The sequence below is a fragment of the Shewanella sp. SM101 genome (assembly GCF_025654465.1).
GTDB lineage: Bacteria > Pseudomonadota > Gammaproteobacteria > Enterobacterales > Shewanellaceae > Shewanella > Shewanella oncorhynchi.
In genome coordinates this window covers 133,679-147,650 of the sequence record NZ_JAKKRH010000001.1, presented here as the reverse complement: position 1 = coordinate 147,650, position 13,972 = coordinate 133,679, and the positions used below count along the sequence as shown (strand labels likewise).

General features: G+C 44.6%; 9 protein-coding genes. 5 read left to right on the top strand and 4 right to left on the bottom strand.

What is annotated here, in order from left to right; genetic code table 11:
• Positions 1-48: 48 nt before the first annotated feature.
• The gene (locus L5M38_RS00660) at positions 49-924 is read right to left on the bottom strand and encodes a 1,4-dihydroxy-2-naphthoate polyprenyltransferase (RefSeq protein ID WP_263178004.1); all 876 of its coding nucleotides are present in this window, start codon (positions 922-924) and stop codon (positions 49-51) included.
• Positions 925-1,266: 342 nt separating this feature from the next.
• On the opposite strand from L5M38_RS00660, the gene L5M38_RS00655 reads away from it, so the two are divergent.
• The 4 genes from L5M38_RS00655 (at position 1,267) to L5M38_RS00640 (ending at position 8,339) form a co-directional block, all read left to right on the top strand.
• Positions 1,267-2,205: an SDR family NAD(P)-dependent oxidoreductase gene (locus L5M38_RS00655; RefSeq protein ID WP_173243966.1), complete on the top strand. Its 939-nt coding sequence runs from the start codon at positions 1,267-1,269 to the stop codon at positions 2,203-2,205.
• A 227-nt stretch (positions 2,206-2,432) separates the two neighbouring features.
• The gene (gene tesB / locus L5M38_RS00650; RefSeq protein ID WP_113941000.1) at positions 2,433-3,299 is read left to right on the top strand and encodes an acyl-CoA thioesterase II; all 867 of its coding nucleotides are present in this window, start codon (positions 2,433-2,435) and stop codon (positions 3,297-3,299) included.
• Between the two features lies 1 nt (position 3,300).
• Entirely contained in the window at positions 3,301-3,702 is a 402-nt protein-coding gene (locus tag L5M38_RS00645; protein ID WP_028761096.1) for a YbaY family lipoprotein, read from the top strand.
• A 740-nt stretch (positions 3,703-4,442) separates the two neighbouring features.
• Positions 4,443-8,339 carry a S8 family serine peptidase gene (locus tag L5M38_RS00640; protein WP_263178002.1) on the top strand — a complete coding sequence of 1,299 codons (3,897 nt, stop codon included), beginning with the start codon at positions 4,443-4,445 and terminating at the stop codon, positions 8,337-8,339.
• 85 nt (positions 8,340-8,424) lie between these two features.
• On the opposite strand, the gene L5M38_RS00635 is transcribed toward L5M38_RS00640, so the two are convergent.
• Positions 8,425-9,306: a LysR family transcriptional regulator gene (locus L5M38_RS00635; protein ID WP_263176939.1), complete on the bottom strand. Its 882-nt coding sequence runs from the start codon at positions 9,304-9,306 to the stop codon at positions 8,425-8,427.
• Between the two features lie 162 nt (positions 9,307-9,468).
• Between L5M38_RS00635 and L5M38_RS00630 the strand changes: the two genes are divergently transcribed.
• Entirely contained in the window at positions 9,469-10,716 is a 1,248-nt protein-coding gene (locus tag L5M38_RS00630; RefSeq protein ID WP_219234031.1) for an MFS transporter, read from the top strand.
• A 16-nt stretch (positions 10,717-10,732) separates the two neighbouring features.
• Here the strand turns inward: L5M38_RS00630 and L5M38_RS00625 are convergent, their stop codons facing one another.
• Together L5M38_RS00625 and L5M38_RS00620 are read right to left on the bottom strand one after the other, a co-directional pair.
• A complete protein-coding gene (locus L5M38_RS00625; protein ID WP_173497699.1) occupies positions 10,733-12,112 on the bottom strand; it encodes a sigma-54-dependent transcriptional regulator in 1,380 nt (459 codons plus the stop codon).
• Positions 12,113-12,116: 4 nt separating this feature from the next.
• On the bottom strand, positions 12,117-13,913 hold the full coding sequence (locus tag L5M38_RS00620) for an ATP-binding protein (protein ID WP_263178000.1): 1,797 nt from the start codon (positions 13,911-13,913) through the stop codon (positions 12,117-12,119).
• Positions 13,914-13,972 lie beyond the last annotated feature (59 nt).

The following is a 13,972-nucleotide window of genomic DNA, read 5'->3' as shown; positions in this document are numbered from 1 at the left end:
GAACCTTTTTTATTCAGGATCGCCTGTCCTAGCTTAATGGTTTTACCCTCATGCGGTAAAAACTAAACCCACGCTAAACAAGGTACTGAAAATCATGGTTAACTTAGCTGTACGGCCGAGTAACGGATTTAAGGCTTCACCAGAAACGGCATAAAAATCGCTACTGAGTTTGCGGGCAATAAGCAGAGATAATCCCGCAAGTAGTACTGGTAAACCGGGTAGAATACCGAATAAAAAGCCAGCGATGACTAGACCAAAGGGCAAATAGATTAAGGCTTGATAAAGCACTTTTGCCTGAGCTTCGCCGATACGTACTGCTAGAGTATGCTTGCCAGCTTGGGTGTCGGTACGGATGTCGCGAGTGTTATTCACCAACATAATCGCAGCGTTAAATAAGCCAATCGCACAACCTAATAACCAAGCATTAACAGTCGTATCGCCCGCCTGCAGATAATAACTTCCCACCACTGCCACTAACCCAAAAAAGACAAATGCCGCTACTTCACCGAGCCCATGGGAGGCGAGGGGATAGGGGCCACCACTGTAGCCAAGAGCACCTAAAATAGCGGCTGCGGCGAGAATGGCGATGGGCCAGCCTCCGTGCCAAATCAGATATGATCCCACGGCAAGCGCCATTAAGAGACCAAATATCATGGCATTGCGAACGCTTGTTGGTGAAATTAAACCACTTTGAGTCACGCGAACGGGCCCTAAGCGCTCGTCTGTATCTATGCCGTTTTTAAAATCAAAATAGTCGTTAGCGAGGTTGACGGCGATTTGTAATAAGACAGCACACAACATTGAAGTGGCAGCGATTAACCAGCTGTAACTCTCAAGATGCAGGGCGAGAATGTTGCCTATCAGTAGGGGACCTATGGCCGCGGGTAGCGTACGGGGTCTTATTGCTAAAATCCAAGGATTCATGGCGTCCAGTCGTTATTGGTAAATGGAAATGGTACCGAGCAAGGGCTCAATTAGCGCATAGCATAACAAGATTTAACACGAAAGTGAGCACTATCTAATAAACGCATTTAACAGAGTTTGAATTGGCGCACATATGTTCACTGATGCAGGATGAGATTTGTCGTTAAGTTCAAAGAAAATCAAAAAAGTCTGTGTTTCCATAGTTAATGTTGATGGAGGCTTTGTGCTGTCCATGACATAGGCGTAACGCTAAATACTCTGTTTAGTAGATAGCATAGGCGGTTGTTACCCTATGCTCGTTATTTTTTGCCGCTACAACAATGCCGATAAGGACATATTTGGATGCGTTTTGACAATAAGGTGGCATTAGTCACTGGGGCTGCGGCTGGGTTAGGTCGAGCGTATGCCATCATGTTGGCTGAACGGGGGGCAAAAGTGATACTCGTCGACCAGCCGTTATCGTCCTATGAGTCAATTTCCACCGACGGCGCTCAGACGAGCCAAGCTAACTTAGAATTAATGCAGACCTATTGCAGCATTATTAAACTTGGTGGAGATTGCATTTATTTTGTGCTTGATGTGAGTCAGCGAAATGAAGTGAATAGCATGATCGAAGAGGTGATCCTACGCTGGCATCGCATTGATATCTTGATTAATAACGCGGGCGTTTATGGTGCTTGTCCCTTTGAGCACATTAAACTTGAGCAGTGGCAACGGCAATTGGATGTCGATCTCAATGGCAGCTTTTATCTCACTCAAGCTGTTTGGCCTTATATGCAACAACAGCATTTTGGCCGGATAATGATGACAACGGGAGCCTCGGCCTTGTTCGGTGACTTGCATCAAGTTGGTTTTAGTGCGAGCAAGATGGCGCTGGTCGGCATGGTGAATAGCTTATCATTAGAAGGTGAAATCCATAATATTCGAGTCAATAGTTTATGCCCTCAGGCCGTAACCGCGATGACGGCCAAACATTTAGCGAGTGCGATTCAGCCGCTATTTTCCTTTGAATCATTAACGGCTACTACGGCTTTCTTGGTGAGTGAACAGGCGCCAAATGGTCAACATCTACTCGCCGGAGCGGGCAGTGTTAGCCACGGCATGTTTGTCGAGTTTCAGCCTATGTATTTTAATGAAGGTCTTTTTACGCCAGATAACCTCGCGCAGCAGTGGCCACAGTTACACCAATCCTTCCCCGTGACTTTGCACTCCTGTGGAGAGGATAAGGTTTTGTCTTGGTCTAAGTTAAGTGCGCTAGAACATCACATTAAAATCGATTGATTCATCATGCTTGTATTTGAACTAAGCCTGCATCTATAGCGATTTAAATGCAGTAAATGGCCGTAGATGCTAACCACAATAAATAACATAGACACTCCAGCGTGCCTCGTTTAATTCCTCACCGTTGGAGTGATGATTTGATTGTGAATCATCGATAGAAGACTGGTCAGCTTAAGGCTAACTGAGTTACCCTTTAAGATTAATTGCTAATTACGCAGTAGGATCCCATGAGTCAGGTATTAGACGATCTTTTATCATTACTTTCCCTTGAGCAAATTGAAATTGGCCTCTTTCGTGGTCAAAGCCAAGATCTGGGTTTTGGGCATGTGTTTGGTGGTCAAGTGATGGGCCAAGCACTGAGCGCCGCAAAACAGACTGTAGCTGCTGAGCGTAAGATCCATTCATTACATTCTTACTTTTTACGTGCAGGTGACGAGAAGTTGCCGATTGTTTATGAAGTAGAAAATATGCGTGATGGCGGTAGTTTTAGCGCTCGTCGGGTTAGTGCTATTCAAAAAGGTCGCCCCATTTTTCATATGACCTGCTCCTTCCAAGAACCTGAGGAAGGCTTTAATCATCAAGCTATTATGCCGCAAGTGCCCGGACCTGAAGGTTTGTTGAATCAGCAGGAATTGGCGCTGACGATGCGGGATAAAGTACCGCCGAGCATACTTGAAAAGTTTATGGCCGATGCGCCAATTGAGATGCGATTGGTCAATCCACTGCACCCTTTTGCGCCTAAAGAAACCGAGCCGTACCGTTATGTTTGGATGAGGGCTAATGGTCCTATGCCAAATGATGCCCATATCCATGAATATTTACTCGCTTATGCCTCAGACTTTAACTTTTTAGTCACGGCAGCTCAGCCCCACGGTGTATCCTTCTTAAGTCCTGGGGTACGAATGGCGACGATCGACCATGCGATGTGGTTCCACCGTCCGATTAATATGGGAGAGTGGTTGCTTTACAGTATCGATAGCCCTAATGCTAGCGGTGGCAGAGGTTACGTCAGAGGGCAGTTTTTCAATCAACAAGGCGAGTTAGTGGCTTCTTCTACCCAAGAAGGCCTGATACGCATGGTAAAAGGACGTTAGTATGTATCTGAAAATAAAATCGTTTATATTGTTCTCTCTCATGGCTGTCTTGCTCAATGGCTGCGTGACTGTAACACCTGATCAACCGATTATCATCAATGGCGCAGCTGGCTATCTAGAGAAGATCCCATTACCTCAAGGCTGCCAAATCATTATTGCCATTATTGATTTGAATACTCCAGGTGTCATCGTCGCACAAAAAACCTTCAATATCGCCAGAGCACCTGTGCCATTTAAATTTACATTGCCCGCTAAATCGATCGATAAAAGTATCCAATATGGCGTAGTGGCGATGATTAAGTTTCAAGACCAAGTGATCTTCCAAACCTATGACAGGTTCCCAGTTATCAATAATGATAAGTTCACGACAGAAGTGTTAATGAAGGCGGTGATGGCTAATTAACCACTGGCCACAACTGCAATAATATTTTTCTTATATTGATGAAGATTTAGCCCTTTCAATTCGATATTGAAAGGGCTTTTTTGTGGTCAATAATCCGCTTGCTATGCTGTAAATGTGAGATTAAGTATTAACTTGCTCTATACAGGATTAAGAATATTAATGCATAAGTTAGTTAATTTTTATAAGGGGTATCATTTTGTAAAATATCATACAAATACAATATGTATATATTTTGTTAAATTAATGATGTGATTTTTGTTGTTTATTGTTTCGTAAAAGATCTTTTGCATTTATTTTGTAACTAATGATATTTATAAAAAAGAATATTTATTTACGGGTATTCATTCTGTTTAACCTAAGAGTATTTTTGAGCTGACACTTAAAGGTTAAATTTAAATATATGATTTAATGTTTATTATTTGTTTTTATCGATTTTTATACTACGACTTATCGTTGGGACATAAAACAGTCTGATAAAGGTTATATGGATTTATTTTAACAAGGTATGAGGTTGTTCATCATTTACTGAATTGCGTTCTGTTAACTTACTGTTTTAATTTGTATCATCACGTGTTACAAATTATCGCGATAAAACTCAGTGATCATCATCACAGTAAATTGAATGGTTATTCATAAAAAATGTCAGTTACGGGTGATGTTTTTGGTTGCCGCAGCGTTTTCATGCCACCGAAACCTGAGTTTTATAAATCATACAACTTATAAGAATTAGGGAAGTCACAATGAAAACTAAAATAGCATTAGCAGTGTCTATGGCACTGTTATCGTCGGCGGCAAATGCACAAACCGTATTATCACCTACGGGTGAAACCTTGCAGTTAGATATTCAAAGTGAATTACAAGTCACTTCATTACGCGGTAACGCTGCCGGAGCTGAGGTTAAGTTTGTACCTGAAGCAGATTTAGGTGAGGGTGAATATACTTATATCGTCCGTTTACGTGATAGTTCGGTTGCTAATTACCAAGGAACTATTCCAGGATTAAAAGCGACTAGTTCACAAAGAGTGCAGGTAAACGGTACTTCAAAAGTTGCTGTGAACGGTAAACTTGATGCTTCTAAAGCTGAAGTCAAAAGTTATGTTAGTTATTTGAAAGTAAAACAGAACCGATTTTTAGCTAACGCGAGTGCGGCTATTGGCACCAATCTGCAACCATTAACGACATATCAGTATGCGTTAAACGGTATGGCGGTTCGCATGACTCAAGCTCAAGCGAAGAAAATGGCTGAGTTACCTGAGGTTGCGTTTGTTGAGCGCGAGCGCATGGAGCAAATGGAAACCGACGTCAGTCAAGCGCTTATCGGTTCTCCTAATGTATGGGATGGCAGCGCCACTGGCACTAAAGCGATGGGGGAAGGCGTGATCGTCGGTATTATCGACTCAGGTATTAACTCAGATCATGCTTCATTCGCTGATGTTGGCCAAGATGGCTATGACCACACAAACCCATTAGGTCAAGGCATCTATATTGGTGATTGTAAAACTGATTTCGCGAGCATGTGTAATGACAAGTTGATTGGAGTTCGCAGTTACTCTGAGATAACAAATAACTACGACGATGCAAAAGTGTTTGGTGACACCCCTCCAGCTAAAAATGGTGAGGATTACGGTGGGCATGGTACTCACGTTGCGAGTACCGCAGCAGGTAACATCCTAGTGAATGTGCCTTATGTGCAAGGTGAAACAGGTAAGTTAGAAAGCGATGGCATTGCGACAGGCCTTGAATTTAAACAAATCTCAGGTGTTGCACCACATGCAAACATCATAGCTTATCAAATTTGTAATCCGGGTAATGCGGGCGACACTTATTCAGGGTGTCCAAGTGCACCGATTTTAAAAGCCTTAGATGATGCGATTAAAGATGGCGTCGATGTGCTTAACTTTTCTATCAGTGGCGGTGGAAACCCGTGGAATAGTGCGACGGAACAAGGCTTTTTAGCCGCGCGTAATGCGGGGATTTTTGCTGCAGTGGCTGCGGGTAACACACGTGCCGCGACAAACACGAGCCCTGCGATTAATCAAACACCTTACTCTACGCCTAAAAATGCACCTTGGTATACTTCGGTAGCTAACTCGACTCATAACCGTGACATAGTACGCGCCGTGGAATTTAATGGTAAAAACTATCATTACACTGCTGGTTCTGGTCCGGTTCAAACTGAAGTGCTCAAAGGTGTTCCCCTTTATGCTGGCGCAATTGATGCGACCAATTTTGAAGCCTGTAAACCGTTCCCAGCAGATGCCTTTAAAGACAAGATCGCCGTTTTAAGACGCGGTGTTTGCTCATTCGATATCAAAGTGGCCGCAGCAATGGAAGCTGGCGCTAAGGGTGTGATTGTTTTCAATAGAGATGGTGAAAATAATGCGCGTCTGACTATGTCGGGGCTGGATAAATTGAATATTCCAGCGGTATTTATTGGTGATATTGATGGCTTAGAATTGATTGCTGCTATGGCGGCAAATCCTGCTCTTGAAATCACGCTGTCTCCAACCCCTAAAGTTGCCAGTAAAGAAGCGGATGTTTTATCTACCAGTTCATTGATTGGACCTAATCTGACTAACGATGTACTCGTACCCTATGTTGCTGCACCGGGCAGTGACATCTACGCTGCTTATTCCGACCAACAGTTTGGCCATGATGAAACAGGTACAGATCCTGCCGATTTCACTTTGATGTCAGGTACTTCAATGGCGAGTCCTCACGTTGCCGGTGCTGGTGCGTTACTTAAATCGCTACATAAGGATTGGACGCCAGACAACATTCGTTCTGCGCTAATGATGACGTCAACGACAGCCCAAGCCATGAAAAAAGCCGATGGTAAAACCGTTGCTGATCCGTTTGACGTAGGAGCCGGTCGTATTCGTGTTGATTTAGCGGCAAAAACGGGCTTAGTGATGGATGAAAGTGCCTTAAACTACGAGATTGCTAATCCTTCGACAGGTGGCGATCCACGTAAGCTAAACATTCCAAGCATGGCTGATTCACGTTGTATCGATACTTGTACTTGGACACGTACTGTTACTGCAACGGCTGATGGTAGCTGGACTGCAAAAGGCGTTTCCGCAACGGATAAATTCGCGTTAACTGTGACGCCAGAAAGCTTTAATCTCAAAAAAGGTGAAAGCCAAACGATTACAGTGACTGCGGATGTGACTGACGTCGGTGCAAGTTGGGGCTTTGGTAACTTAGTATTAACGTCCGATACTTTCCCAACGGCTAATATGCCGATCGTAGCTAAGATAGCTAAACGCGATTTACCTGCTTTGGTTAATGTTTCAGCCTCACGTGATGCAGATGAACGTAATTTGGCGCACTTGAAAGCGATTGATCTACCCGGTGTTGCGGCGACAGTGACTGCACTTAAATTAAGCGCTACTTATGAATCAAGTGTGAAACAGGATTCAAATACCGATAGTGCATTTGATGATTTGGCCGATGGCGTAAAAGTATTTAGCTTTAATGTTGAAGATAAAGCTTTATATTTCAATGCATCAATCGGTAATACAACCTCTCCTGACTTAGACATGTTTGTGATACTCGATAAGAAAGACGGTAGCAAGCTTTCTATCGCGGCATCTTCTGCGTTTGGCGGTTCAAAGGAAAGTGTATCCATTAAGAACCCAGTGAAGGGTGAGTATATTGTCGTTGTACAAAACTATCAGGCATCTGCAGCCGATGCGGATGATGCCTTTAGTTTGAAACAAGTAACCTTATATGATGAAGCGGGTGATAACTTAACTGCAAATCTTACGGGTGATCATAAAGATTTCAATGTCAACTTAGCATGGAAACAAGCGATGCTAGTGGGAGATGCTGGCATAGCTATGCTGACGCTGACCACCACTGATGACAAAGTCGCACCTGTTAAAATTCCGGTCGTATTTGAGCGCGTTAGTGATGACGTATTACCTCCTCTAGGCAGTACTGTTTCTGGTGAATTAACACCTGGCACCGCTAAAGTGATGAAGACACGTATTGAAGCGAACAAAACGCAAGAAACCCGTGTTTACACCCTAGAGGCGTTATTACCTGAAGGTCATGAAGTGGCTAATATTAGCCATCAAGGTGCGCAAGTGGGCAATAAGATCACTTGGACTATCGAAATGGCCTCTGCTGCTGCGGCATTAGATGTCACATTTGACTTAGTGCCACGTAAGGCGAGTCAAGGCAACATAGTGGCATTGACCAACAAAGTGAATAACGACTCGGCTGAAATCTTGAAGCAGGAGTATCAATTTGATGTTCCAGAAGTGGCGCCAGTCGCTGTGATTGAAGCTCCTGCCACTGTCCAAGAAGGTAAACCTTTGTTCATCGATGCGAGCAAGTCGTCGGATGCCAACAATGATCCTTTGACCTACAAATGGACTCAGTTAGGGGGCACCAGCTTTAACTTTGACGCTAATGCGGCCAAGCTTAATCTCGTTGCACCAAACGTGAGTGGCTCTGCTCAGACTGTTTCATTCCAACTGACAGTATCTGATAACCACGGCAATAAAGATTCAAGTGTTGTGTCTGTATCTGTGACTGAAACACCAGCCAAGAAAGATGATGGTGGTGCCTTAGGTTGGTTAAGCTTGTTGTTGCTACCTTTTGCTTTTGGTCGTCGTAAACAAGGCTAAACCCTCAGAGTAAAATCGGAAGGTTTAATGGTAAGAGAGAAGGGCTGATATTGATATCAGCCCTTTTTGTATTTGCTGGTTTGTGTTAGCGATTTGACATTAAAAAATCGACAAATGCGCGGTCTGCTTGGCTGACGGGGCGCTGCTTTTTCCATGCAATATGGAGGTTTAAAAATACCGGTGGATCGAAGGGTTTGGCTAAAATGTCATCTTTTGAGCTTATCGCCATCTCAAGTACACTGGTGATCCCAAATCCTTGGGAAACAATCTGTTTAATCAGATTAATCAAATTGGTCTCGAAGGCAATATTGGGCTTTTTGCCTAATTCTTTGGCTTGAGAGAGTATCCACTCTCGGTGGAAATAACCTGTTTTGAACATCACTAATTCATGGTCGAAAAAGTCATGTAGACTCACAGCGCTATGTTCCGCTAAAGGGTGTTCGGCACCCATGGCGATCACCATTTGCTCACGGATCAACAGCTGACTATCAAATTCGGGCTGTAGGTCTTGGGCGGTAATGATCGCAATATCCACTTCTTCCTGTTGCAACATGCGCAGTGCATCCCGTGTCCCGCCTTCAAACAGTGATAGTTTCAATTCGGGGTATTTATGCCGAAAAGCCATTAAGCGCGAGGGGAGATAGAAAGAACCCAGCATGCCCGGCACGGCAATGCGGACCTCTCCCGAGGTGAGATTGGCCATGGCGCGGATTTGCGCTTCGGCCTGTTTAACCTGTTTCAGGATCAAAGTGGCATGTTGATGCAGGACTAAACCTTCGGCCGTGAGTGTGAGCAGTTTATCATTCTTGTTGCTCGTACGATTGACTAAGGTGACGCCGAGTGCGACCTCTAAGCGCTTGATACTTTGGCTTAACGCGGGCTGAGCCATATTCAGTTTCTTGGCTGCGGCGGTAAAGCTGCCGGTATTGGCAAGGGCATCTAAATGTTTGAGTTGGCGAATATCCATTAATCGGGCTCGTACTATTTTATCAGTGGCAAGAAGTGTACTTTTGGTGCGCTATTTCTATAACAAAAATCAATGATTACGATAGATATTATCTATTATTGTTATGTTATGCCCAGTGATAATCTTTGTCTATCCTATGAGTGATACTTGGTTGAGGCTCCCGTGCAAGCCGTATTAGATACTATGATTGACAATAAACAGCGTGACACCCGATTGATGTGGGCGCTCTGCGTCGCTTCAGTGGTGGTCTATATCAACTTGTATTTAATGCAAGGCATGTTGCCGCTGATTGCGGAACATTTTGCGGTATCAGGCTCTAAAGCGACGTTAATCCTGTCGGTAACCAGTTTTTCCTTAGCCTTTTCATTGCTCTTGTATGCGGTACTGTCAGATCGTATCGGTCGACACACTCCAATCATTGTCAGCTTGTGGTTATTGGCATTGTCTAACTTACTATTAATCTGGGCGCCGGATTTTAATGGATTAGTGCTAGTACGATTGCTACAAGGTGCATTACTCGCTGCCGTACCTGCGATTGCCATGGCGTACTTTAAGGAGCAATTATCACCAAGCACTATGCTGAAAGCCGCAGGCATTTATATTATGGCGAACAGTATTGGCGGGATTGTTGGACGTCTGCTCGGTGGTTTAATGTCGCAGTTTTTATCTTGGCAAGAATCTATGTGGTTGCTGTTTCTAGTGACGTTAGCGGGGGTGGCTTTAGTGAACTATTTGCTGCCTTCACTTGCCGATGCGCAGTCGATGTCACCCAGTAACACTGAGCCTTCCTTATCAAAACGCGCCCGTTTAGCGCAAGATCTTCATGGCTTTAGTCATCATCTGACCGATGCGCAAATGCGTTTGGTCTACGCGATTGGCGGCTTGACCTTTATGATGATGGTGAATCAATTTAGCTTTATTCAACTGCATTTGATGGCTCCACCCTATGAATGGAGTCGTTTCCAAGCCACCTTGATTTTTCTGTGTTATTCCAGCGGGACTATTGCGTCGTATTTCACTGCGAAATGGCTCGCCAAATTTGGTCAACATAAATTATATCAATGGTCTTGGTGCGTGATGTTGCTCGGCAGTTTACTGACCCTGTTTGATACCACTTTGACCATTAGCTTAGGTTTTTTAATGACCGCCTGTGGGTTCTTCCTTACCCACAGTTGCTGTAATTCCTTTGTTGCAATGCGGGCCAGTCGTGATCGAGCTAAGGCGACGTCACTCTATTTATGTTGTTATTACTTAGGTGCTGCGATTGGCGGCCCTTATTTGATGATGTTTTGGCATGAGGCGCAGTGGCGCGGTGTGGTGATGGGATCGTTAACCTTATTAGCCTTGATTGCCTTAGCAATCACCCGTTTGCATTACCATCAAACTCATGTCAAACGGGCGTTGGTCTAAAGCTTAAATATGCCCTTTAGTCATCGGAATTAATGTATTGTTTGCGGTCTAAATCGTATTTACGCATTTTGTCGTAGAGGGTTTTGCGGGGCAGTTCTAGCTGCTCCATGGTCTGCTTAATACTGCCCTTGTTGTGGCTAAGTGCTTCTTCAATCAGTACCCGTTCAAAAAACTCTACCCTTTGTAGCAGGGACATACTCGAGTGCAGGCTTGGAGTATTGCCTAACGTGCCAGCAAAGGCGGCTTCTCCGCCCAGTAGCACAAAGCGTTCAGCGAGATTACGTAACTCACGCACATTGCCTGGCCAGTCGTGGGAAGTAAGTATCGCGTTTTGCTCCGCATTTAAGGCGATAAGCGCTTTGTGATAGCGTGCCGATGCGACGCGGGCAAAGTGTAAAAAGAGTAACGGAATATCTTCACGGCGATCTCTCAAGGGAGGGATGGGCACAGTCACCAGATTTAAGCGATACAACAAGTCTTGGCGGAATTCCCCAGTGTCACACAGGCTCTTTAAATCTACTTTAGTGGCGGCGATTACCCGTATATCAAGGCTGATGCTTTTATTTGACCCTAAGCGTTCAACCTTACGGTCTTCAAGTACCCGCAGCAGTTTTACTTGCAGCGACAGTGGCGTACTTTCAATTTCATCTAAAAATAATGTACCGCCGTTGGCGTATTCAAACTTACCAATGCGCATCTTATCGACGCCAGTAAAGGCCCCCGCTTCGGCGCCAAAGAGCTCACTTTCAATCAGGTTTTCGGGGATTGCACCACAGTTGATGGCGACAAAGTTGGCTTGGCTGCGGCTGCTGTGGTCGTGTAAATAGCGGGCGACAAGTTCTTTACCTGTACCGGTTTCGCCTTCAATTAACACATCCGCAGGCGTATCTATCACTTGCGTTATGATGTGGCGCATACGGTTGATGCCGACACTGTTGCCCAAAATACGAGGGCCCGGTACGCTTTGGCTTTCGAGATCCTTTTTAAGCTTGCGGTTCTCTAAGGTCAGACTGCGTTTTTCTAAGGCGCGTTTAACTACATCGAGTATATGTTCGTTATTAAAGGGTTTTTCGAGGAAGTCGTAGGCGCCTTGTTTTAACGCATTGACTGCCATGGCTATATCACCAAAACCAGTGAGTAGCACGACGGGGAGATCGGGATCTTGCAGACGGATTTGTTGCATTAAGCTGATGCCGTCTAATTGTGGCATGTTGACATCCGATATCACCATTCCCGCCCAATCTTTATGCAGCAACTTAGCGATACCTTTGGGTTCTGTGGTGGCGAGCGCCTTAATGCCCTCCAGTTCAAATAGTTGAACGAGAACTGTGCCTATGTGCGGCTCATCGTCGATGATGAGAACAGAATAATCTTGAATTGAATTGGGCACACTCATAAAACTAACGTTCCTCGAGCAAGTAAATAGGTAAAATAATCTGGAAAATAGCGCCACCCTCTTCGGCATTGGCAACGTTAATTTGGCCTTGCATGGATTCGATAATACGTTGTGAAATCGATAAGCCTAGCCCCAGTCCGTGCCGTTCGTTGGTGGTAAAGTAGGGTTCGAAGATTTTCTCCATTTGGCTTTCACGTACACCCGGGCCTGAATCTTGGATACTGATGCAAAACTTATCCTCACTGGTCACGCGGATAATCAATTGGCGTTTAACCGATTGTTGCATAGCGACAATGGCGTTGCTCATAATGTTGACAAACACTTGTTGTAATCTAACCTTATCGCCCCAAACCTGATAGTTGCCGTTGGGTAATTGCACATCGAGTTCAACACCCTGTTTATCAATTGCAGGTTGAACTATGGTCAGGGCTTGCTTGATACAGCGGCCAATATCGGTTGCGCTATCAGCGCCTTGGCTCTTGCGGGTAAAGCTTTTAAATTGCCCAACAATATCGGCTAATCTGTCGGTAAGTTCAATAATAATCTTGATATTATCCAGTGCCTTATCTTGCATATCACGGGCGAGAAAAGTTTGGGTATTTTGGGCATAGCTGCGAAGTGCCGCGAGTGGTTGATTGAGTTCATGGTTAATACTGGCGGATAAACTTCCGATCACTGTCAGTTTTGCCGCTTGGATCAGTTCATCTTGAGTATCTTTGAGCTGATTGTTAGCCTGTTGTAAGTCCTGAGTACGTTCTTCAACTCGCTGTTCTAACAGGCTTTGTGCTAGTTGCATTCGGTGTAGATTGCGACGGCGCTCGGCGTTAAATAGGATGCTGAGTGCCAGCAAAAGATAAATACTGGCTGACAGTAACATCAGCGCGGGCAAAGAGGTCAGTAAAGGTTTGATTGGCGCTAAGATGTGTACTCGCCAGCCTGCCTTAGCCATTGATTGGTGGATGTCCATGTATTGTTCATGGTCTGTACCCGTTTGCAGTTGGTAGAGCATAGCTTGACTACCACTTTCATAGGGCGGCTTCATCAACAACTCTCCTATGGGACGTTCTGCATAGCGTTTAGAGGCATTAAGGGCATATTGCTTGGCTTGGGTAAGCGGGGTTAATGACTTTAACCGCCATTCATCGATACTGGAAATAAAGACGATATCTTCAGGATCACTGATAAGGAACTGATACTGCCCCGCAATTGCGATACTGGTACTTTGTTGCTCTATGTCGGCAATGTTAACTTTGACTATGATGGCCCCAAGTATGCCTTTACCACCTTGTTGATAAATAGGGTAAGAGAAATAAAATCCGCGCTTATCTGAGCTGGTACCCACTGCGTAATAACGGCCTAGATTGCCCGAGATAGCATCTGTGTAATAGGGTCTAAAGGAGTAGTCCTTGCCAATAAAGGAAAAACTTTGTTGCCAGTTACTGGCGGCAATGGCGATACCTAAGGCATCAATCAGATAGATATCGGATGCTTCGGTGACATGCTGAATTTCTTCGAGATATAAATTAAGCTCTTGGACTTTATCAGGATTCTGCTGGTCGTTCAGGACATTGGCGAGCATTGGGTTAGTCGAGAGCACGTGGGGAATACTTTCGTAGCGCGATAGTGCACCATCGAGAAAACTGACTAATTCCTTTAGTTGTTTCTCCGATTGCTTTTGGATCTCGATTTTACCTTGATGCAAATGCACCCAGTAGGTCAGTTTGAGGGTTGCAAATAGGCCTGCAAGTAACACAACGGTCAGAAAGAGGCGTTTCTTGGCCTTAGGCGTCATGGGCAACATGGTGGTTATCCTGATAAAGCAACGGGATCAATAACTGATACTGCGCATAATAAAACAAA